At 57.5% G+C, this 21,719-nt stretch carries 23 protein-coding genes; 17 read left to right on the forward strand and 6 right to left on the reverse strand.

The window, feature by feature from the left end; translation table 11 throughout:
- The first annotated feature begins 12 nt into the window (after positions 1-12).
- From urtB to zinT, 5 genes are read left to right on the forward strand one after another with little or no spacing between them, the layout of a single operon-like run.
- Positions 13-1,587: an urea ABC transporter permease subunit UrtB gene (urtB, locus tag IM294_RS02075; RefSeq protein WP_126818059.1), complete on the forward strand. Its 1,575-nt coding sequence runs from the start codon at positions 13-15 to the stop codon at positions 1,585-1,587.
- Positions 1,587-2,660, forward strand: a complete 1,074-nt coding sequence (gene urtC, locus IM294_RS02080) for an urea ABC transporter permease subunit UrtC (protein WP_045630411.1) — start codon at positions 1,587-1,589, stop codon at positions 2,658-2,660. Before urtB ends, urtC begins: the two co-directional genes overlap by 1 nt.
- Positions 2,660-3,457: an urea ABC transporter ATP-binding protein UrtD gene (gene urtD / locus IM294_RS02085; RefSeq protein ID WP_126818060.1), complete on the forward strand. Its 798-nt coding sequence runs from the start codon at positions 2,660-2,662 to the stop codon at positions 3,455-3,457. Before urtC ends, urtD begins: the two co-directional genes overlap by 1 nt.
- Before the next feature lie 9 nt (positions 3,458-3,466).
- A complete protein-coding gene (gene urtE, locus IM294_RS02090) occupies positions 3,467-4,165 on the forward strand; it encodes an urea ABC transporter ATP-binding subunit UrtE (protein WP_126818165.1) in 699 nt (232 codons plus the stop codon).
- 52 nt (positions 4,166-4,217) lie between these two features.
- Positions 4,218-4,859 (forward strand): metal-binding protein ZinT, encoded by a 642-nt coding sequence (zinT, locus tag IM294_RS02095; RefSeq protein ID WP_041910003.1) that lies wholly within the window; start codon positions 4,218-4,220, stop codon positions 4,857-4,859.
- A gap of 46 nt (positions 4,860-4,905) precedes the next feature.
- Here zinT and ydeE read toward each other — a convergent pair whose 3' ends face one another.
- Positions 4,906-6,099 carry an efflux MFS transporter YdeE gene (ydeE, locus tag IM294_RS02100; RefSeq protein WP_028013136.1) on the reverse strand — a complete coding sequence of 398 codons (1,194 nt, stop codon included), beginning with the start codon at positions 6,097-6,099 and terminating at the stop codon, positions 4,906-4,908.
- 194 nt (positions 6,100-6,293) lie between these two features.
- Between ydeE and eamA the strand changes: the two genes are divergently transcribed.
- The gene (eamA, locus tag IM294_RS02105; RefSeq protein WP_126818061.1) at positions 6,294-7,193 is read left to right on the forward strand and encodes an O-acetylserine/cysteine exporter; all 900 of its coding nucleotides are present in this window, start codon (positions 6,294-6,296) and stop codon (positions 7,191-7,193) included.
- Between the two features lie 38 nt (positions 7,194-7,231).
- On the opposite strand, the gene marB is transcribed toward eamA, so the two are convergent.
- Genes marB through marR form a run of 3 tightly spaced genes read right to left on the reverse strand, consistent with a single transcriptional unit; the run spans position 7,232 to position 8,319 of the window.
- On the reverse strand, positions 7,232-7,450 hold the full coding sequence (gene marB, locus IM294_RS02110; protein WP_028013138.1) for a multiple antibiotic resistance protein MarB: 219 nt from the start codon (positions 7,448-7,450) through the stop codon (positions 7,232-7,234).
- A gap of 33 nt (positions 7,451-7,483) precedes the next feature.
- Positions 7,484-7,864, reverse strand: coding sequence for an MDR efflux pump AcrAB transcriptional activator MarA (marA, locus tag IM294_RS02115; RefSeq protein WP_008502237.1), 381 nt, complete (start codon positions 7,862-7,864; stop codon positions 7,484-7,486).
- A 20-nt stretch (positions 7,865-7,884) separates the two neighbouring features.
- Positions 7,885-8,319, reverse strand: coding sequence for a multiple antibiotic resistance transcriptional regulator MarR (marR, locus tag IM294_RS02120; protein ID WP_028013139.1), 435 nt, complete (start codon positions 8,317-8,319; stop codon positions 7,885-7,887).
- 256 nt (positions 8,320-8,575) lie between these two features.
- Here marR and IM294_RS02125 point away from each other — a divergent pair, with 256 nt between their 5' ends.
- Positions 8,576-9,241 carry a MarC family NAAT transporter gene (locus tag IM294_RS02125; protein ID WP_126818062.1) on the forward strand — a complete coding sequence of 222 codons (666 nt, stop codon included), beginning with the start codon at positions 8,576-8,578 and terminating at the stop codon, positions 9,239-9,241.
- 46 nt (positions 9,242-9,287) lie between these two features.
- Here the strand turns inward: IM294_RS02125 and IM294_RS02130 are convergent, their stop codons facing one another.
- The gene (locus IM294_RS02130; RefSeq protein WP_041909997.1) at positions 9,288-10,484 is read right to left on the reverse strand and encodes a sugar transporter; all 1,197 of its coding nucleotides are present in this window, start codon (positions 10,482-10,484) and stop codon (positions 9,288-9,290) included.
- 177 nt (positions 10,485-10,661) lie between these two features.
- Here IM294_RS02130 and IM294_RS02135 point away from each other — a divergent pair, with 177 nt between their 5' ends.
- The 3 genes from IM294_RS02135 to IM294_RS02145 all read left to right on the forward strand — a co-directional run bounded on the left by IM294_RS02135 (position 10,662) and on the right by IM294_RS02145 (position 12,844).
- Positions 10,662-11,450, forward strand: coding sequence for a PhzF family phenazine biosynthesis protein (locus IM294_RS02135; RefSeq protein WP_126818063.1), 789 nt, complete (start codon positions 10,662-10,664; stop codon positions 11,448-11,450).
- Between the two features lie 26 nt (positions 11,451-11,476).
- The gene (locus IM294_RS02140) at positions 11,477-12,271 is read left to right on the forward strand and encodes a PhzF family phenazine biosynthesis protein (RefSeq protein ID WP_126818064.1); all 795 of its coding nucleotides are present in this window, start codon (positions 11,477-11,479) and stop codon (positions 12,269-12,271) included.
- Positions 12,272-12,361: 90 nt separating this feature from the next.
- Positions 12,362-12,844: a GNAT family N-acetyltransferase gene (locus tag IM294_RS02145; RefSeq protein WP_045260512.1), complete on the forward strand. Its 483-nt coding sequence runs from the start codon at positions 12,362-12,364 to the stop codon at positions 12,842-12,844.
- Here the strand turns inward: IM294_RS02145 and IM294_RS02150 are convergent.
- On the reverse strand, positions 12,798-13,676 hold the full coding sequence (locus IM294_RS02150; RefSeq protein ID WP_028013145.1) for a LysR family transcriptional regulator: 879 nt from the start codon (positions 13,674-13,676) through the stop codon (positions 12,798-12,800). The two genes, IM294_RS02145 and IM294_RS02150, sit on opposite strands and share 47 nt — an antisense overlap.
- A 98-nt stretch (positions 13,677-13,774) precedes the next feature.
- On the opposite strand from IM294_RS02150, the gene sad reads away from it, so the two are divergent.
- The 7 genes from sad (at position 13,775) to IM294_RS02185 (ending at position 21,525) form a co-directional block, all read left to right on the forward strand.
- A complete protein-coding gene (gene sad / locus IM294_RS02155; RefSeq protein ID WP_126818065.1) occupies positions 13,775-15,163 on the forward strand; it encodes a succinate-semialdehyde dehydrogenase in 1,389 nt (462 codons plus the stop codon).
- 107 nt (positions 15,164-15,270) lie between these two features.
- On the forward strand, positions 15,271-16,860 hold the full coding sequence (locus IM294_RS02160) for a methyl-accepting chemotaxis protein (protein WP_126818066.1): 1,590 nt from the start codon (positions 15,271-15,273) through the stop codon (positions 16,858-16,860).
- 62 nt (positions 16,861-16,922) lie between these two features.
- Positions 16,923-17,849 (forward strand): glutaminase B, encoded by a 927-nt coding sequence (glsB, locus tag IM294_RS02165; protein WP_028013148.1) that lies wholly within the window; start codon positions 16,923-16,925, stop codon positions 17,847-17,849.
- Positions 17,849-18,211 carry a DUF4186 domain-containing protein gene (locus IM294_RS02170; protein WP_045260515.1) on the forward strand — a complete coding sequence of 121 codons (363 nt, stop codon included), beginning with the start codon at positions 17,849-17,851 and terminating at the stop codon, positions 18,209-18,211. The genes glsB and IM294_RS02170 overlap by 1 nt, the downstream gene beginning before the upstream one ends.
- A 170-nt stretch (positions 18,212-18,381) precedes the next feature.
- A complete protein-coding gene (locus IM294_RS02175; protein ID WP_028013150.1) occupies positions 18,382-19,347 on the forward strand; it encodes a sensor domain-containing diguanylate cyclase in 966 nt (321 codons plus the stop codon).
- 82 nt (positions 19,348-19,429) lie between these two features.
- Positions 19,430-19,957 carry a GNAT family N-acetyltransferase gene (locus IM294_RS02180; protein ID WP_059355145.1) on the forward strand — a complete coding sequence of 176 codons (528 nt, stop codon included), beginning with the start codon at positions 19,430-19,432 and terminating at the stop codon, positions 19,955-19,957.
- A gap of 116 nt (positions 19,958-20,073) precedes the next feature.
- Positions 20,074-21,525, forward strand: a complete 1,452-nt coding sequence (locus IM294_RS02185) for a tagaturonate reductase (RefSeq protein WP_126818067.1) — start codon at positions 20,074-20,076, stop codon at positions 21,523-21,525.
- Positions 21,526-21,719: the final 194 nt, after the last annotated feature.

Here is a 21,719-nt window from a genome sequence, read left to right on the forward strand (position 1 = left end):
GGGAGAAACGTCATGAACGCCATGCGCATGTTCATCGCTCTTGTATGGCTTTCCGGACTGCTGCCAGGGATGGCGCAGGCATCGGATGCCGATCGTTTTGTTGCCGCCAGCCGCGGCCAGCAGGCGGAGCTCCTCACGCACTGGGCCGCCGCGCCGGATACCGCCAGGCTTCCGCTGCTTCAGTCCCTGCAAAAGGAAAACCTGTATACCGACAGCCAAAAGCACGCCTTTGCGAAGCGTAATGGCGAAATGGTTTCGCTCGGTGAGGCCCGCGCGGCAGTAGGGCAAACCAAAGCCGTACGCCTGACGAACCGGCTGCGCGTGCTGGCTGCAACGGCCATTGCCACGCATCAGCTTGTTAGTGACAGTGTCACCGAAAGACGGGCTGCAGCCCGTCAGCTCCAGCGTGATGCTCAGCCCGACATGCTCGCTTTTCTGGAAAAGCGCGCCAGGGATGAAGCGGACGCTGTGGCGCGTCAGGCGCTGCTGCTGGCGGTGGCAAACATCCAGCTGGCGAGCCCGCAGCCGGAGGTGCGCCGCAGGGCCGTCGAACTGCTGGGCCAGTCAGACGATCCGGACGTACAGTCCAGACTCACTCCGTTTACCCAGGCGCAGACCGAGCCGGACGCCGGCGTGCGCGCGGCCGCAGAAGAGAGCCTTAGCCAGATCGAGCATCGCCTGATGTGGGGCGATCTGCTGGGCCAGGCATTTATGGGGCTTTCTCTGGGGTCGGTGCTGCTGCTGGCCGCGCTTGGGCTCGCGATCACCTACGGCCTGCTGGGCGTCATTAACATGGCCCACGGCGAGATGCTGATGCTGGGGGCGTACGCCACGTGGATGGTGCAGCAGGCAATGGCCGAGCTTGCCCCTAAGTGGCTGGCGCTCTATCCCGTTATCGCCTTGCCGGTGGCATTCTGCCTGACGGCGGGCATTGGAATGGTGCTGGAGCGCACCGTGATCCGTCACCTGTACGGTCGTCCGCTGGAAACCCTGCTGGCGACCTGGGGGATCAGCCTGATGCTCATCCAGCTAGTGCGCATGACCTTCGGCGCCCAGAACCTGGAGGTGGCAAACCCGGCATGGCTTTCCGGCGGGGTGCAGGTTTTTGCCAACCTGACCCTGCCGTGGAACCGCATTGTGGTGCTGGGCTTCGTGCTGCTGGTGCTGTTCTTCACCTGGCTGATTCTGAATAAAACCCGTCTTGGTCTGAACGTGCGCGCGGTGACGCAAAACCGCAGCATGGCCGCCTGCTGCGGGGTACCGACCGGGCGCGTCGATATGCTGGCGTTTGGGTTGGGCTCAGGGATCGCCGGGTTAGGCGGCGTGGCGTTATCCCAGCTTGGTAACGTCGGGCCGGAGCTTGGTCAGGGGTACATCATCGACTCGTTCCTCGTAGTCGTTCTCGGTGGCGTAGGCCAGCTGGCAGGCAGCGTGGCTGCTGCGTTCGGGCTGGGCATTTTCAATAAAATCCTTGAGCCGCAGATGGGTGCGGTACTAGGCAAGATCGTGATTCTGGTGGCGATCGTCCTGTTTATCCAGAAGCGCCCTCAGGGGCTGTTTGCGCTGAAAGGGAGGGTGATTGACTGATGAGCCAGCCGCTGACCTTAACGCTGGCGCGTAAAGCGCCGCGCACGACACAGATTGCAGGCAGCCTGCTGGTGGCGTGTCTGCTGATTTTACCGTTTTTCGCCTTGCTGCCCGCCACGCATCCGCTGGCGCTGTCGACCTGGATGCTGACGCTCATCGGCAAGATCCTCTGCTATGCCATCGTTGCGGTGGCGCTGGATCTGGTGTGGGGCTACGCCGGCATGCTCTCTCTTGGACACGGCATCTTCTTCGCCCTGGGCGGCTATGCGATGGGCATGTACCTGATGCGCCAGGCGTCAGGCGACGGCCTGCCCGCGTTTATGTCGTTTCTCTCCTGGAGCGAGCTGCCGTGGTTCTGGTGGGGCACCCAGCACTTTGCCTGGGCACTGGTGCTGATCGTGATGGTGCCGGGTTTGCTGGCGCTGGTGTTTGGCTGGTTTGCCTTCCGCTCGAAGATCAAAGGGGTTTACTTCTCGATTATGACCCAGGCGCTGACCTACGCGGGCATGCTGCTGTTCTTTCGCAACGAAACCGGCTTCGGTGGCAATAACGGCTTTACCGGCTTCACCACGCTGCTCGGGTTTTCGGTGACGGAAACGACCACCCGCATCGCGCTGTTCCTGGCGACGGTGCTGTTGCTGCTTCTGGCGTTGGGCACCGGATTTGCGCTGGCGAAGAGCAAGTTTGGCCGCATCCTGACCGCCGTGCGCGACGCGGAAAACCGCCTGACGTTCTGCGGGTACGATCCGCGCGGGTTCAAGCTGCTGGTATGGACGCTCTCCGCCGTGCTGTGCGGCCTGGCGGGGGCGCTGTACGTTCCGCAGGTGGGCATTATTAACCCCGGTGAAATGTCGCCGACCAACTCGATAGAAGCCGCCATCTGGGTGGCGCTGGGCGGGCGCGGCACCCTGGTGGGGCCGGTGATTGGCGCGGCGCTGGTGAACGGGGCGAAAAGCTTCTTTACCGTTGCCATGCCGGAGTACTGGCAGCTGTTTCTGGGGCTGATTTTTATCGCCGTCACGCTGTTCCTGCCGCGCGGCGTCTACGGTCTGTTGCGTAAGGGAGAGAAATAATGCAGCCAACGGAAGAGTTATTTACCCGCCAGTTGCCCGGCGATCGCTACCGGGACCAGACTGACCCGGTGCTTCAGCTTGAGGCCATTAACGTCAGTTTCGACGGCTTCCAGGCGCTGACCGATCTCACCCTGAATATCGGGGTGGGCGAGTTGCGCTGCGTGATTGGCCCCAACGGGGCGGGTAAAACCACGCTGATGGACGTGATCACCGGCAAAACCCGACCCAAAAGCGGGAGAGCGATTTACGACCAGTCCATCGACCTGACCGGGCTGGAGCCTGCGGCCATTGCCCGTCAGGGGATTGGCCGAAAATTCCAGAAACCCACGGTCTTTGAAGCGCTGACGGTGTGGGAGAACCTTGAGATCGCCATGAAAACCGATAAATCCGTCTGGGCGAGCCTGCGGGCAAAACTCAACGGCGAGCAGCGGGACCGCATTGACGAGATGCTGGTTCTTCTGCGCCTTGGCAGCGAGCGGGACCGTCGCGCCGGGCTGCTTTCGCACGGGCAGAAACAGTTCCTGGAGATCGGCATGCTGCTGGTGCAGGACCCGCACCTGCTGCTGCTGGATGAACCCGCCGCCGGGATGACCGATGCGGAAACGGAATACACCGCCGAGCTGTTCAAAACCCTGGCGGGCAAGCATTCGCTGATGGTGGTGGAGCACGACATGGGCTTTGTTGAAACGATTGCCGACCACGTCACGGTGCTGCATCAGGGGCGCGTGCTGGCGGAAGGCTCGCTTCGCGAGGTGCATGCCAACGAGCAGGTGATTGAGGTCTATCTGGGCCGCTAAGGAGCGATGATGTTACAGGTTAACGAACTGAATCAGTACTACGGCGGCAGCCATATCCTGCGCGGCGTGAGCTTTGAAGCCGCTACCGGCGAAGTCACCTGTCTGCTGGGGCGCAACGGCGTCGGGAAAACCACGCTGCTGAAGTGCCTGATGGGGCTGATCCCGGCGAAAACCGGGGAGGTCATCTGGCAGGGTAAAACGATCACCCACAGCAGGCCGCACCAGCGGGTGCAGTCCGGCGTGGCGTATGTCCCGCAGGGTCGCGAGATTTTCCCGCGCCTGACCGTGGAAGAGAACCTTTTGCTTGGGCTGTCGCGTTTTTCCGCCCGCGAGGCAAAGCAGGTTCCTGACGAGATCTGGCAGCTGTTCCCGGTTCTCAAAGAGATGAAGCACCGCCGCGGGGGCGATCTCTCCGGCGGGCAGCAGCAGCAGCTGGCGATTGGTCGCGCGCTGGCGAGCCGTCCGCAGCTGCTGATTCTGGACGAACCGACGGAAGGCATACAGCCTTCCGTCATCAAAGAGATTGGCCAGGTGATTCGCACCCTGGCAAACAGAGGCGACATGGCAATCCTGCTCGTCGAGCAGTTTTACGACTTTGCCGCCGAGCTGGCCGACAGCTATCTCCTGATGTCCCGCGGCACTATCATTCAGCGCGGGAGGGGCGAAAATATGGAGCAGGAGGGCGTTCGCGGGCTGGTTGCGATCTGAAATGTTATATTATAACATCCTCATTCTTATAAAACGGAATGAGGGCGTTACTTTGGCTGCACATATTGGAAAATTTGCCATGACTCTGGGGGCGCTGCTGGTCAGCGGCCAGCTGTTTGCTCACTCGCACGGCCATCAGATGACCGAAGCGGAACAGAAGGCGGCAAACGGCGTGTTTGAGGATAAAGACGTAAAGGACAGAGCGCTGTCCGACTGGGACGGCACCTGGCAGTCGGTGTATCCGTTCCTGCTGGACGGTTCGCTGGATCCGGTCTTCAAACAGAAAGCGCAGAAGGATAAAAGCAAAACCTTTGACGAGGTGAAAGCGTACTACCGCAAGGGATATGCCACGGACGTGGATGCCATCGGCATTGAAAATAACGTAATGGAATTCCACAGAGGCAAGGCGGTCAGCAGCTGTCAGTATGACTACAGTGGCTACAAAATTCTGACCTACGCATCGGGCAAAAAAGGCGTTCGCTATCTGTTTGAGTGTAAGGATGCCGACAGCAAGGCGCCGAAGTTCGTGCAGTTCAGCGACCACATCATCGGGCCGAAAGCCTCATCGCACTTCCATATTTTTATGGGCAATACCTCCCACGAGGCGCTGCTGAAAGAGATGGACAACTGGCCGACCTATTATCCAAACGAGATGTACAAAGAGCAGGTGGTGGAGGAGATGCTGCACCACTGATGCGTTATTGCCGGGGGGCGGCTTCGCCTTACCCGGCCACTATTTTTTACGCCGCTTTGGGGGATTCGTTCCACGCCTTCACGCTCATTCCCCGCAAAATCATCAGCCAGGCAACGACGATGGCAACCATCATGATTGCAAACAGCGACCAGTGCGGCAGGTTGGTCAGGATAATGCCGGTGATCATCGGGTTTGCCGCCGCGCCGAGCCAGCCCAGCGCCTGCGCGGAAAAATAGCTCGCCTTCATCCCCGGCGGGGCGATGTTGTCGATCAGCATGTATTCACCCGGTGCGTAGATAATCTCACCCAGCGTAAAGATGGCGGCGGCGATGCCCCAGTAAATCAGGTTCTCCCCGGAGAGCATAAAGCCTCCCAGACCCAGGATAAAAAACAGCGTTGCGGCGGTCATTAAAGGCCGAATATTGCTGGCAGAGATCTTGCGTCCCAGCGCGTACTGCAGCGTTACCACCACGGCGGCGTTAACTGGCAGCACCACGGCGACTACCTTCTGGGCAAAATCGCTGTCGGCATTGGCGGCCAGTACGTATTGCGAAATGCAGCTGGCGAACGATCCACCCACGTAAGACGCGAGCAGGCCGGAGAGGGTGAACCAGAACAGGGCGCGATCTTTCAGCAGCACCGACGGCTGCCAGGGCATCTTCTCCTCGGCGGTATCCAGCGCGACGCTTTTTTGCACGAAGAAATGTATAAACCCGAGCGGCAGCGCGGCGCAGAAGGCCGCCAGCCAGAACGGCAGCTGCAGGCTGTACATCACCAGCAGGGTGCCAATCGGCGGCCCAATCGTCCAGCCAATGTTCAGAAAGCTGTAGTTGAGCGAGAAGACGCGCGCTTTCTGGCTGGAGGTCAGCACGTCCGAGAACCAGGCTTTCAGCACCGTCGAAAAGACGGAATAAGCGCAGTTAATCAGGGAAAAGAACAGCACTACCAGGGTGACGTTATCCACCAGCGGAATCGCGACAAAACCGGCGATAAAAGCCACGATCGCGATCAGCATGTAGCGTTTTTTATCAAACTTATCGGCCAGAATACCAAATCCCAGGCTGAACACCACGCCAACGGTCAGCGCAATCGTCAGGGCATAACCAATATTCTCGACGCTCATATTAAACACGCGCGTGAGATAAATGGTCATGAACGGCAGCGTTGCCCCCCGACCGATGGTTAATAACAATGACGATGCCAGCAGCGCTGCGGTTGAGCGCCTGAGAGATGGTTTCATATTCCTTCCCGACGGTTGCTTATGCTTTTTTTAGACGAGTGTTAACAGGATTACCATGACATAAGGGGCTTGTATAGCACCCGATTTATCCCTAAGTGCTTCAGCTGCCTGCCAGAAATAATGATCTTCTCGCGGCACACTTTTTTCTGTTACCTTGAAGTGTTAACAAATTATTAATAATTCAGGGGCAGGGTATGACGCGTAAAGACGGACTGCTGGCGTTGCTGGTGGTCGTGGTATGGGGGCTCAATTTTGTGGTCATCAAGCTGGGATTGCACAACATGCCCCCGCTGATGCTGGCCGGTTTGCGTTTTATGCTGGTGGCGTTCCCGGCGCTCTTTTTCGTCGCCCGTCCGAAAATCCCGTTAAAACTGCTGCTGGGCTACGGTCTGACCATCAGCTTTGGCCAGTTCGCGTTTCTCTTCTGCGCCATCAAGTTCGGCATGCCGGCCGGTCTGGCCTCGCTGGTTTTACAGGCGCAGGCGTTCTTTACCATTATTCTCGGCGCATTTGTGTTTGGCGAACGCCTGCAGGGCAAGCAGCTGGCGGGGATAACGCTGGCGGTATTTGGCGTTCTGGTGCTGATTGAAGCCAGCCTGAACGGTCAGGATGTGGCGCTGCTCGGGTTTATGCTCACGCTGGCGGCGGGGCTGAGCTGGGCGTGCGGCAATATTTTCAACAAGCAGATTATGCAGCACGAGGCGAGGCCTCAGGTGATGTCCCTGGTGGTCTGGAGCGCATTGATTCCGATAATCCCGTTTCTGGTGGCGTCGTTTATTCTGGATGGCCCGGAGGTGATGCTGAACAGCCTGGTCGAGATCGATCTGACCACGATCCTTTCTCTTATCTATCTGGCGTTTGTCGCCACCATCGTGGGCTACGGGATCTGGGGTTCGCTGCTGGGACGCTATGAGACCTGGCGCGTCGCGCCGCTGTCTTTGCTGGTTCCGGTAGTGGGGCTTGCCAGTGCGGCGATACTGCTGGATGAAACGCTGAGCGCGCTACAGCTGCTCGGTGCCGTGCTGATCATGGCCGGGCTATACATCAACGTGTTTGGCCTGCGGGTTCGCCGGGCGGCGCGGGTAAGGGGATAGGGCATAAAAAAGCCCCGCGGCTGCGGGGCAAAAACGAATCAGAGGCCGTGCTGATTATAATAAGGCACGCCTAATTCGTCGGATTTGTCGCTACCAGCACCCATGTGGTTGAAATCATAAGGCGACTGGTCATGTGCTGACGGCAAAATCATCGTGTCATGATTATTTTGCTGCGTTGCACCTGGGGTTTGCTCCGCGAAGGTCTGGCTGGAAAACAGCACCAGCAAGGCGAGGGCGGCGGAGGCGGTAACTTTCATTTTTTCCTCGGTTACGTCTTTTACAGGCGATGATTAACTACAGTGTTTTAACGGATACAGGTAACGGGATTCACCCGGCACGCTGGTAATTCGGTACTTATGAGGCGGCACGTCAAAATAGTTCTTGAACGTACGCGTGAGGGTTTGCTGTGATTCAAATCCGTAACGCTCCGCCAGATAAAGGATCGGTTCATTGCTTTCTTTCAGTTTCTGGGCAATTTCCGTCAGCTTGCGGCTGCGAATATATTGACCTAATGAATGACCGGTCTCTTTTTTGAACATCCGTTGCAGGTGCCATTTGGAGTAACCTGAACGCTCAGACACTTTTTCAAGGGAGAGCGGCGATTCCAGGTTATCTTCGATCCAGTCCAAAATGCTATGAATAGTGATAGCGTCAGTATTGCGTCTGGACATCGTCATACCTCTTTTTCTGTTTACGGCAGTATTTTCTTCAGCAAAAGCTCAAGGGTAGCCACTTCATCTGCCGTTAAGTTTTTTGTTAGTTCCTGATGCAGTGTTTGTCCTACTAATTGATGACATTGCTCGCACATAGCCGCACCATCGCTGGTGAGCCTGACCAGTACGCCGCGTTTGTCATTCGGGTTAGGGCTTCGTTCTACCCATCCTTTGCAGACGAGACGATCGAGCATGCGGGTTAACGCACCCAGATCGACAGAGAGCACCTTTTTCAGCTCAACCGGCGTGATACACACTTCGCAGCGAATGGAACACAGCACTTTGAACTGTGTTGCGGTGATATCCAGCGGTGACAGGTAGTCATTGAGCAGGCGATCTTTTTTCTGGTTAACCATATGAATAAGACGACCCAGCGGAACAACGTCGTTAAAGATATCACTGGTGCTTTTCACAATGGTTGCCCTGGCAAGTAGTTTAATCACGGCAGATATTATTGCTCAGGCAAGTATAAGTCAACTGAATGAATCAGCCGATGCCACGAATTGCTAAAACGTTTCATGAACGATTTTTGCAACCTTTCAAATCAGGAAGATAACAAACGGGTATCGTTCCCAAAGGAAAACTATCGTTACGTTGCGCCGATGGCTGAACGTCACACTTTCACCCTATAATTGCGATGTTAAATGTGGATAAGGACAACGACGCACTATGTTGGATTTGATTAAAGCAATTGGTCTCGGGCTGGTGGTACTGCTGCCGTTAGCTAACCCGTTAACGACGGTGGCGCTGTTCCTGGGGCTGGCAGGGAATATGAACAGCGCCGAGCGCAACCATCAGTCGATGATGGCTTCGGTGTATGTGTTTGCCATTATGATGGTGGCCTACTACGCCGGACAGCTGGTGATGAACACCTTCGGGATTTCAATTCCCGGGCTGCGTATAGCGGGCGGACTGATTGTGGCCTTTATCGGCTTCCGCATGCTGTTCCCGGCGCAAAAAGCGCACGAGTCTCCGGAGGCAACCAGCAAATCTGAAGAGCTGGAGTCCGAACCGAGCGCGAATATTGCTTTTGTACCGCTGGCCATGCCGAGTACGGCCGGGCCGGGTACCATCGCGATGATCATCAGTTCTGCATCGACGGTGCGCGACAGCTCTACCTTCCCGGAATGGGTACTCACCGTTGCGCCACCGCTAATTTTTGCACTTATTGGGGTTATCGTGTGGGCGTCTCTGCGCAGTTCCGGTGCGATCATGCGCTGGGTGGGCAAGGGCGGTATCGAGGCGATTTCCCGTCTGATGGGCTTCTTACTGGTCTGTATGGGCGTGCAGTTTATTATTAACGGCGTGCTGGAGATTATTAAGACTTACCACTGATTTCATTGCCGGGTGGCGGCTACGCCTTGCCCGGCACAAACGCACCTCACCCGTGCTGCCCCTGTTCCTCCAGCGCCACCGGCCACTTGCGGAAGATGAGTACCGACCAGACGAGCGCGACGAGCGCCGGAATCGCCCCCAGATAGCCAATCGCCGACATCGATACGTGCAGGCTAATCTGATTGCCCACCAGCGCCCCCGCGCCAATCCCCAGATTGAATATCCCCGAGAACAGCGACATCGCCACGTCCGTGGCATCCGGCGCCAGGGCCAGGACTTTCACCTGCATGCCAAGACCAATAATCATGATCGCCACGCCCCAGAACAGGCTCAGGATCGCCAGCTGGCTTTCGCTGCCTGACGCAGGCAGCAGCAGCACCAGGCACGCCAGCAGCAGGCCGATGGCGCTGCTCACCAGCAAGGAGGCATGCTGGTTACCCAGTTTACCAAACAGCACGCTGCCAATAATGCCCGCGCCGCCGAGAATGAGCAGTAAGAGGGTGGCAAAGTTTGCGCTAAAGCCCGCGACCACCTGCACAAACGGTTCAATGTAGCTGTACGCCGTGTAGTGCGCGGTGACCACGATAACGGTAAGCAGGTAGATACTCAGCAGCGCCGGGCGACGCATCAGCAGCGGCAGGCTTTTCAGCGAGCCGGAGTGTTCGCTTGGCAGCGCGGGCAGCAGCTTAATCAGACACACCAGCGTCACCAGCGCGCCCATGCCGATGGCAAAGAAGGTGGTACGCCAGCCGAAGTACTGTCCCACGATGCGGCCAATGGGCAGCCCCAGCACCATCGCCAGCGCGGTACCGGTGGCAATCAGGCTCAAGGCCTGGGCGCGTTTACCCGCCGGCGCGAGCCGAATAGCCAGCGACGCGGTGATCGACCAGAATACCGCGTGGGCAAAGGCAATGCCGATGCGGCTAATGACCAGCACCGTAAAATTCCACGCCATAAACGACAGGACATGGCTGGCAATGAACAGGGCAAACAGGCCGATCAACAGCCTGCGCCGCTCCATCTGGCTGGTCAGCAACATAAATGGCAAAGACATCAGCGCCACCACCCAGGCGTAGATAGTTAACATAATCCCCACCTGCGCCGTTTCCATCTGGAAGCTTTCTGCTATGTCAGACAACAGCCCAACCGGAACAAATTCTGTGGTGTTAAAAATAAATGCGGCAATGGCCAGCGTAACCACGCGTAGCCACGCGACCCTGCGGGAAACTGTGTTCGTTGTCATAGGGATGTCGGAGATTCGTTGCTGGAAAGATGAGAAGGCGATCTTAAAACGTCATACGGCGAAAACTCAACCATTATGTGACGCAGATCTCAATATTTACCTTATGAAAGCGGTAGCCGGGGGCGTTGTTTTCATTGAATATAAAAGTACGACACAGCAAAGACAGGCGGTAAGACAATGCAGGGGATTGATTTTTATCTGGTAGATGCGTTCAGCAATACCTCGTTCGGCGGCAATCCGGCAGCGGTTTGCCCGCTGAACGAATGGCTGCCGGATGAAACGTTACTGAAAATGGCGCAGCAGCATAATCAGTCGGAAACCGCATTTTTCGTCTGCACTAAGGGCGGCATTGAGCTACGCTGGTTTACCACGCTCACTGAAGTCAATCTCTGCGGTCACGCCACCCTGGCTGCCGCGTACGTTCTGTTTAATGAACTCGATTACCCCGACTCGCGGATCCACTTTGATACCGCCTCTGGCCGACTGACGGTCAGCCGGGAGGGAGAGTGGATGACGCTGGACTTCCCGGCGTGTCCGACCCGAGAAGAGACGCCGCCGCCGGAGATGCTCGCGGCGCTCGGTATCCGCCATTACGTTGAAGCCCGTAAAGGCCGCGCCTGGGTGATTGTGCTGGAAAATTGCCGGCAGGTTGAAGCGCTTGCCCCGCGCTTTTCGGCAATGACGCCGGGCGAGCATAAAGTGAGCGTGACGGCACCGGGTGAAGGGGAATATGACTTTGTCAGCCGCTTCTTCTCACCGGGCGTTGCCGTTCCGGAAGATCCGGTGACCGGATCCGCGCACACGATGCTGATCCCCTACTGGCGCGAAAAGCTGGGGAAAACGGTAATGTTTGCCCGTCAGGTTTCGGCGCGCGGCGGGGATGTGCGCTGCGAGCTGAAAGGGGAGCGCGTATTGATGAGCGGTCAGGCGTCGTGCTACCTGAAAGGCACTGTGTATCTGCGCTAAAACTGATAACAAAAGAGGAAGAGACAATGCGGGAAATTGATTTTTATCTGGTGGATGCCTTCAGCGACAAAACCTTTGGCGGCAACGCGGCAGCGGTATGTCCTCTGGAAGAGTGGCTGCCGGACGAGACGCTTCTCAAAATGGCACAGCAGCATAACCAGTCGGAGACCGCGTTTTTTGTGCGAACCGACGGCGGATTTGAACTGCGCTGGTTCACCACGCTGCATGAAATTAACCTCTGCGGCCATGCGACCCTCGCGGCATCACACGTCATTTTTGAGTATCTGGACTATCCGCATACGGAAATCCACTTTACCACGCGCTTCGTGGGGGAGCTGACGGTCAAACGTAGCGGCGACTGGCTGACGCTGGATTTCCCCGCATGGTCCACGGAGGTCGTCGATAACCCACCGCCTGCACTGTTTAGCGCGCTGGGCATCCCGGCGGCAAAAGAGGTGCGCGTCGGGCGAGACTACCTCGTGGTGCTGGAGAGCCAGCAGCAGGTGGAGGCATTAATGCCGGATATTGGCGCGATGGTTCCGCTGGGCAAAATGGTCTGCGTAACCGCGCCGGGCGAAGGGGAATATGACTTCGTCAGCCGCTTTTTCTGCCCGGGCGAAGGGGTGCCGGAAGATCCGGTTACCGGGTCCACGCACAGCATGCTGATCCCCTACTGGAGTGAAAGGCTGGGTAAGACGTCGCTCAACGCCCGCCAGGTGTCGTACCGCGGCGGGGATCTTCGCTGCGAGCTGAAGGGCGACCGCGTACTCATTGCCGGCCAGGCCACCCTGTACCTGAAAGGGCGGATCTTTTTACGCTAGCGGCTGCGCGATAAGTTAATACTATGAAGCAGCCTGGCAGGCCTGCGCTATGTTGACATTGAGTGTCACAAATAAAGCAAGGAGCCTGCCATGTATTCCATTACCTCTGAATCTGCACGTCATCCGGACATTCTTATGCTGATTGCGGCCCTCGACCGTTATCAGAGCGAACTCTATCCCGCCGAAAGCAACCATCTGCTCGATCTTTCAGAACTGCCCGCGGCATCCCTTATCCTGATGATCGTCCGCGACCCGCAGCTTCAGGCCGTTGGCTGTGGAGCTATCGTGCTCAACGGCGACGGAACGGGGGAGATGAAGCGGGTTTATATCGATCCGGCCCATCGCGGGCAACATCTGGCTGAGAAGCTGCTGGCCGCGCTGGAAGATGAGGCCCTGAGCCGTCACTGCCATACCGTACGGCTGGAAACGGGCATCAAACAGCATGCCGCGATTCGTCTTTATGAACGAAGCGGCTACGATCGGCGTCCGGCGTTTGCCCCGTATGTGGACGATCCGCTCAGCCTGTTTATGGAGAAGGCGCTGGTTGAAGACGTTCGTTTAGCAGCGCTATAAACGCTTCCAGCTGGCGGGTCATCGCCCCGCGTCGCCACACCAGCCAGGTAGTGAGCCAGCGCCAGTTTTCCGCCAGCGGCCAGGCTTCAACCTGATGGTGGCCCGGCATACTTTCCAGCATTGAGCGCGGCATCAGCGCGATGCCCGCGCCCGCGATGACGCAGGCGAGCATGCCGTGATAGGACTCCATCTCATGAATGCGTCCCGGCGCGGCTCTGTCTGCATGAAACCAGCTCTCCAGGTGTCGGCGATACGAGCAGTTTGCGCGAAAGGCATAAACATCGCTGCCGCTCACCTGCGCAGCGCGCGTTACCTCTGTCTGCCCGGCAGGGGTGACTAGCATCATCTCTTCCCGGTAGACCGGCATCCCCTCCAGCTCCGGGTGCGACAGCGGCCCGTCGACAAAGGCGGCGCTCAGGGTTCCCTCCAGTACGCCATCAATCATCGTCCCGGACGGCCCGGTAGAAAGGGCAAACTGGATGCGCGGATAGCGCTGGTTAAACTGCGCCAGCGTCTCAGGGATGCGCACGGCGGCGGTGCTCTCCAGCGCGCCGAGGGCAAATAGCCCCTGCGGCTCATCGCCCGCTACGACCATGCGCGCTTCATCCACCAGCGCCAGGATCTGCCTGCTGTAGCGCAGGAAGTTATGTCCGGCGGGAGATAAGCGCAAACGCTGGTTCTCACGGATAAACAGCTCCACGCCAAGATCGGCCTCCAGCTGGCGGATGCGGGTCGTCAGATTCGAAGGAACGCGATGCACCTTCTGCGCCGCCTGGGTGATGCTGCCCGTCAGCGCGACGGCGTTGAACATTTCAAGCTGGGTTAAGTCCATAGCATTCTCGTTTCGTGAATAAGGTGGTCAGTATTATTCATTTTTAAGAAATAGCAGAGTGAGCCACACTTAATCAACCGAAATGCGTGGAGAACATCATGAAATATTCATCTGCTACACATGCTCTGTCCGTTAACCCTGCAACGGGTGAAACGCTCGCCTCGTATCCGTGGGCGACGCAGGAAGAGGTTGAACGTGCCATCGCGCTGGCTGAAGCGGGCTTTCGTCACTGGCGGTGCGAAAGCGTAGCCCACCGGGCGCATAAGCTGCGCGATCTCGGCACCGCGCTGCGCGGTCGCGCGGAAGAGATGGCCCGGATGATGTCCCGCGAGATGGGAAAACCCATTCAGCAGGCGCGGGCGGAAGTGGCGAAATCAGCGGGCCTTTGCGACTGGTATGCCGAACATGGCCCGGCGATGCTGAATGCTGAACCCACGCAGGTCGAGAATGACAACGCTGTCATCGAGTATCGTCCGCTGGGGCCAATTCTGGCGGTGATGCCGTGGAACTTCCCGCTCTGGCAGGTGCTGCGCGGCGCGGTGCCGATCCTGCTGGCAGGTAACAGCTATCTGCTCAAACACGCGCCCAACGTGCTCGGCTCGGCGGAACTTATCGCGCAGATTTTTGCGAACGCCGGCTTCCCTGAAGGGGTATTCGGCTGGGTGAACGCCACCAATGACGGCGTAAGCCAGGCGATTAACGATCGTCGCATTGCGGCGGTAACCGTCACCGGCAGCGTGCGCGCCGGGGCCGCCATTGGCGCGCAGGCGGGGGCGGCGCTGAAAAAATGCGTTCTTGAGCTGGGGGGTTCTGACCCGTTCATCGTTCTCAACGATGCCGACCTGGATCTTGCCGTGAAGGCGGCGGTAGCAGGGCGCTACCAGAATACCGGGCAGGTGTGCGCGGCGGCCAAACGGTTCATTGTGGAAGAGGATATTGCAGACACCTTTACCCGACGCTTCGTTGACGCCGTCTCCGCGTTAAAGATGGGCGCGCCGGATGAAGAAGAGAACTACCTTGGCCCGATGGCGCGCTATGATCTGCGCGATGAACTGCATCAGCAGGTGCAGGCGAGCCTGGCAGAAGGGGCAACGCTGCTGCTGGGGGGAGAGAAAATCAGCGGTGAGGGGAATTATTACGCGCCAACCGTGCTGGCGAACGTCACCCCGTCGATGACGGCCTTCCGCCAGGAGCTGTTTGGTCCGGTCGCGGCCATTACCGTTGCGAAAGACGCGGCGCACGCCCTGACGCTTGCCAATGACAGCGACTTTGGCCTGTCTGCCACGGTCTTCACCGCCGACGCAGCGCTTGCGGATAAATTCTCTCGCGAGCTGGAGTGCGGCGGGGTGTTTATCAACGGATACAGCGCTAGCGACGCGCGCGTGGCCTTTGGTGGCGTGAAGAAAAGTGGCTTTGGCCGCGAGCTTTCCCATTTTGGTTTGCACGAGTTCTGTAATGTGCAGACGGTGTGGAAGGATCGCGTGTAATTTATTTGGCCCTCATCACGAGGGCCGTTGTCATTTATCTGCAATGGTTCTGTCATTTTCGTTTCGTAGACTCGCACGCGTCTAACGTCTTGTTACTGAAGAAAATTATGAACCTAACGCAAATTTTTCGCCGTATTGCGCAGCGTCTTATCCCTCGCCAGTTTGGCCTGCTGACGGGTATCTTTTGTATTATTGGCCTTTTCTCCGCGCTGCAGCTCTCCTCATCCTTTCTGCTGAACGCCTCCCTGAAGGAAGCTCAGCGCAATGAACGGCAAAACCTGCTGGCGTATCAGCAGCAGAGCAAGCTGGATCTGGCGCGCGTCTCCCTGCTGGCGGCGAGCGATCTGCTCAACCGCTCCGGCGTCTGGTTTATGCAGGATAAAGAAACCGGCTCGGAAGGAAGCTGGCACAGCCTGATGGACGACGCACAAAAGTCGCTGGCGGTTTCTCAGCAGGCATGGAAGGCCTGGCTGGCGCTCAGCCCGCCAAAAGATGAGGCGCTGATTAACAGTTACCAGCTTTTCTACGATGCCATTAAGGAGCAATCGGAAGCGCTTGTCAGAACCAACTCGATTGATGCCTTTTTTGCCGTGCCGGCACAGGCGTTTCAGACCGACTTTAACGACAACTACGCGCGCTATCAGCAGGCCAGCGAGAAGCAGGCCATACAGGGGCGTCAGGCCTTAATGGCGCAGCTCTCCGGTCTGCAAACGTTGTTCCTGCTGGCGCCGGTTCTGCTACTCGCCATCGCCGCAGCCGTCTGGTTCGGCATGTCCAGGTGGGTGATTACGCCGTTGCGTCGGCTTATTGCACATATTAACCGGCTGGCCGCTGGAGATCTCTCCGGCACGCCGCCAAACGTGATGCGCTTTAACCGGGAGACGGGGCAGCTTAGCGACAGCATTGCCACCATGCAGCGCGGCCTGCAGCAGCTGGTGACGCAGGTCAGCCACGCTACAGCCACGATGGTGGAGAACATTGGCTCCCTCGCGGAGGGAAACCAGAAGCTGTACCAGCAGTCGGCGCGTCAGGCAAAGGAGCTGGAGGAGGTCACAGCGCATATCGCGGCGCTGGAAACCCACGTAGAAGGGAATACCGGCTATGCCCGCCTCGCCAGCTCGCGCGCGGATGAAGCGCGTCAGGCTGCCGTAGGAGGCGACCAGATGATGTCGACCGTGAATGCCTCCATGCAGGCGATCGTCGAGCGATCGTCCGAGATGCGCGGGATCGTGGCGATGATCGACAGCGTGGCGTTTCAGACTAACATTCTGGCGCTCAACGCCGCCATTGAGGCCGCCCATGCCGGAAACCAGGGGCGCGGCTTTGCCGTCGTCGCCCGGGAAGTCGGGCTCCTGGCGCGAAAGAGCAGCCACTCGACGCAGACCATTCAGGAGTTGATCAACCGCTCCGTGCAGGGCATTGAAGACGGCTCCCGCGCCGTGAATCTGATGGAAGAGAACCTGCAGCAGGTCACCGGTCTGGTGGGCAATTTAAGCAGTTTGCTGAATGAAATCTCGACCGCCACGCTCAGTCAGGGAGAAAGTATTCACCAGATGACGCGCCAGCTACAGGCGCTGAATCAGGTCTCGCGCCAGACGGATCTGCTGGTTTCTGACGCCTCGGAGGCCTCTGAACGCCTGCAAAAGCAGTCCGATCTTTTATTGCAGGCCGTTTCGCGTTTTCGTCTTAGCGCCTGACGCAATACATTAGCCTCTGTTATACTCGCAGCCCGTTTTAGCCTGAGGGCAAGGAGCAAAGAGTGGCTGCGGTCATCCATAATGAGATGCTGGACGAGATTCTGGCGCAGGTTCGTCCGTTATTGGGAAAGGGGAAGGTGGCCGACTACATTCCGGCCCTTGCCTCGGTGAGCGGGAATAAGCTGGGCATCGCTATCTGTACCATAGACGGACAGCGATACCAGGCAGGCGATGCCACTGAACGCTTTTCTATTCAGTCTATTTCTAAAGTGCTGAGTCTGGTCGCGGCGATGCGCCAGTATGAGGAAGAAGAGATCTGGCAGCGCGTGGGAAAAGATCCGTCCGGCCAGCCCTTTAACTCACTGCTTCAGCTCGAAATCGAGCAGGGTAAACCGCGTAACCCCTTTATCAACGCCGGGGCGCTGGTGGTCTGCGATATGCTGCAAAGCCGCCTTAGCGCACCGCGTCAGCGAATGCTTGAGATTGTTCGTCAGCTTTCTGGCGTGGACGATATTGCCTATGATTCGGTGGTGGCGCGCTCGGAGTTTGAACACTCCGCCCGCAACGCGGCTATCGCCTGGCTGATGAAATCCTTCGGTAACTTCCACAACGACGTGGCGACCGTGCTGCAAAACTACTTCCATTACTGCGCCCTGAAGATGAACTGCGTTGAGCTGGCTCAGACGTTTCTGTTTCTTGCACACCAGGGGCACGCGCCGCATCTCGATCAGGAGGTGGTTTCCCCGCTTCAGGCGCGTCAGGTTAACGCCCTGATGGCTACCAGCGGCATGTATCAGAACGCCGGGGAGTTTGCCTGGCGGGTTGGCCTTCCGGCCAAATCGGGCGTTGGCGGCGGGGTGGTGGCGATTGTGCCGCATGAAATGGCGATTGCCGTCTGGAGCCCGGAGCTGGATGAAACGGGAAATTCACTTGCCGGCGTGGCGGTTCTGGAGAAGCTGACCCAACGCCTGGGACGTTCTGTATACTGATGTCTGACCTGGATCCCCTCTTTTCCCGCCTGGCGCGATCGACGTTTCGCTCGCGCTTCCGCTTGGGCAATAAGGAACGACAGTACTGCTGGGACAAAGGCCCCGAAACCATTGACCAGCATGCCGCCGATTTTGTCGCTAAACGCCTTGCACCCGCGCAACCCGCAAACGACGGCAAGCAGACGCCCATGCGTGGCCACCCGGTGTTTATCGCCCAGCATGCCACCGCGACCTGCTGCCGGGGCTGTCTGGCAAAATGGCATAACATTCCCCAGGGCGTGCAGCTGAGCGCGCAGCAGCAACATTATATCGTCAGCGTGATCCACCGCTGGCTGGTGATACAGATGAACGCCCAAAAATGATATTTAATGCGTTCTGCGCTTACCGCCTGCAGCCTCGTACCCGGCTGGCGGACGAGCAAATCGTCATAACGCATTGACGTGAAATGGATAGCGGCTTAACAGGACGTCGAACGCTGACAATGTCTCGGTTTAAGCTACGCTTTGAGTAACGCTTTACGTCAGGAGACATTATGAAAGCACCTGCAACACCTGAAAATGAAATTGACAGACTTAACGCGCTGCGCGAATCGGGTCTGCTTGAGATTGACAGTTCCCCGGCGTTTGACCGCTTAACGCGTCTGGCAAAACGTTTTTTCCAGGTACCGCTGGCCATGGTCAACCTTATTGATGAGCATACGCTGATCGTTAAGTCGGCGGATGGGCAGGCACCCGACTCCGTTCCGCGTAACATCTCTTTTTGTGGCCATACCATCCTCACCGAAGCACCGCTGATCGTCGGGGATATGCTTCAGGACGATCGTTTTGCGGATAACCCGCTGGTGGCCGGTGAACCTCGCGTGCGGTTTTACGCAGGCTTTCCGCTGCGCTTACGCAACGGCGCGAGCGTTGGCTCGCTTTGCCTGATTGACTACGCACCGCGGGAGTTCTCAGCGACCGATCTCGCCGTGCTGGGGGATTTGGGCGCGCTGGCTGAAGATGAGTTTGCGGCAATCAGCGCGGCGACCACGGATGAATTGACCGGATTATTCAACCGACGGGGCTTTAACCAGCTCGTGCGGTTCACGCTCTCCATCGCCCGACGCCGGGCTGAGCCGTTAACGCTCGGCTGGCTGGATCTGGATCGTTTCAAGGAGATTAACGATCGCTACGGGCACGAAGAGGGAGATAAGGCGTTAAAGACCATGGCGCAACTGATGCGCGCCTCTTTCCGCGAAGCGGATATGCTGGTTCGTTTTGGTGGCGATGAGTTTGCCGTGCTGTTTGCTGATACGGATGAGAAGGGCGCGTGGATTGCCATGCAGTATCTCGCCGAGCAGGTCGAAAACTACAATGCACGCAAGCTACATCCGTGGTCGCTTCTGTTCTCCTGGGGGCTGAGCGAATTCGATCATAACGGCAACGACCTGCAGCAGTGGCTCAAAGATGCCGATGAAAAAATGTATGCCATGAAGCAGCAGCGGCAGCGGGCCAGATGACATAACAAAAGCGTATGACCGTTCCGTTTGCGTTAATAAAATGTTAAATGCAAAGTGAGGGTATTCAACGTAAGGACAAATAATGAATACCTCATTGCAAATCAAAAACCTCACCCGCGACGACATTCTCACCTATCTTGATGCGCTGGCCGGGATCCTCGAAAACTGCGTAAACGGCGGCGCATCCGTCAGCTTTATGCTGCCCTTTAACCTGGAGAAGGCCCGTTCATTCTGGCTCGGCATAGCTGACAGCGTAGGGCGCAACGAGCGCGTGGTGCTGGCCAGTATTGATCCGCAGGAGGGTGTCATCGGCACGGTGCAACTGATTACCGACCAGCCGGAAAACCAGCCGCACCGTGCGGACGTGGCAAAGCTGCTGGTTCATGAAAAAGCGCGTCGAAAAGGGGCCGCAATGGCGCTGATGGAAGCGTTGGAAGCTGAGGCCCGGGCCAGAAACATTTCGGTTCTGGTGCTCGATACCTCCACCGGCAGCGGCGCCGAAACCTTCTACCAGCGTGCCGGCTGGCAAAAGGTCGGTGAGATCCCGCGCTACGCCCTGATGCCGGACGGCGCTATGACGGCCACGTCGGTGTTCTATAAATTCTTATAATTTTTTCACAACCACGCCGGGGATTGATCGAAACAGGGTTTCTGGTCGTAAAGTTTTGATAAGTTATCGTACCAATCTTATCAGGCTGTATGACTAATCATAAAAGGAACCCTCTTGTGAACACGCTCAACCGTCGTGATTTTCCCGGTGCGCAGTATCCCGAACGCATTATTCAGTTTGGCGAAGGCAATTTCCTGCGTGCGTTTGTCGACTGGCAAATTGACCTTTTGAATGAACATACCGATCTCAACGCCGGTGTGGTTATCGTTCGTCCTATTCAGAGCGACTTCCCGCCGTCGCTGAACACGCAGGATGGGTTGTACACCACCATCATTCGTGGCCTGAATGAGCAGGGCGAAGAGGTGAGCGAAGCCCGACTTATCCGCTCTGTTAACCGTGAAATCAGCGTCTACGACGATTACGACGCCTTTCTGAAACTGGCACACAGTCCGGATATGCGCTTTGTTTTCTCGAACACCACCGAAGCCGGAATCAGCTATCACGCGGGGGATAAGTTCGACGATGCGCCTGCCGTCAGCTACCCGGCGAAGCTAACGCGCCTGCTGTTTGAGCGCTTTAGCCACTTTAACGGCGCGCCTGACAAGGGCTGGGTTATCATTCCGTGTGAACTGATTGATTACAACGGTGACGCATTGCGTGAACTTGTGTTGCGCTATGCCCAGGAGTGGGCGCTGCCTGCCGCCTTTATCCAGTGGCTGAACGAGGCAAACCACTTCTGCTCGACGCTGGTTGACCGTATCGTGACCGGTTACCCGCGCGATGAAGTGGACACGCTTGAGGCCGAGCTGGGTTATCACGATGGGTTCCTTGACACGGCTGAACACTTTTATCTGTTTGTAATTCAGGGGCCAGCCTCGCTGGCTGGTGAACTGCGCCTGGATAAGTACCCGTTAAACGTGCTGATTGTCGACGACATCAAGCCCTATAAAGAGCGTAAAGTCGCCATTCTAAACGGTGCGCACACGGCGCTGGTACCGGTGGCCTATCAGGCCGGGCTGGATACGGTTGGCGAGGCGATGAATGATCAAGACGTATGCGCTTTCGTCGAAAAAGCAATTTATGAGGAAATTATTCCGGTTCTCGATTTGCCCCGCGACGAACTGGAGTCGTTCGCCAGCGCGGTAACAGTGCGTTTTCGAAATCCCTACATCAGACACCAGCTGCTTTCCATCGCGCTCAACGGCATGACCAAGTATCGCACGCGTATTCTTCCGCAGCTGCTGGCAGGGCAGAAGGCTTCTGGTCAACTGCCAGCGCGTCTGACGTTTGCGTTAGCGGCACTGATCGCATTTTATCGCGCGGAGCGTAACGAAGAGAACTATCCGGTGCAGGATGATGCGTTCTGGCTGGAACGTTATCAACAGCTATGGGCGCAGCATCGTGATAATCAAATCGCTACCCGCGAACTGGTGCACGCCGTGCTGAGCGTAGAAGCGCACTGGGAGCAGGGCCTGACGAAGGTGGACGGTCTGGTTGACCAGGTGACGCGGGATCTGGATGCCATTCTGCTGAAGGGCATGCGCGCAGCGGTGAAGCCGCTTTGCTAATTACGTGACCCGGCTTCGGCCGGGTTTAAACAGGCATTATTTTAGTTACAACATACTATTTACCCTGTTTTTAAAATCAAATGCAGCACCGTGCGGTTTTCATTCTTCAGGTGAGAGAATGCAATGTTCCGTTAACATGCTTGCAACCGTGATGGGGATCACGTTTAATAGCCACGCTCTTTTCTTGCCTGAAA

Source organism: Enterobacter cloacae complex sp. P43RS (assembly GCF_014930585.1).
GTDB classification, from domain to species: Bacteria; Pseudomonadota; Gammaproteobacteria; order Enterobacterales; family Enterobacteriaceae; genus Enterobacter; species Enterobacter bugandensis.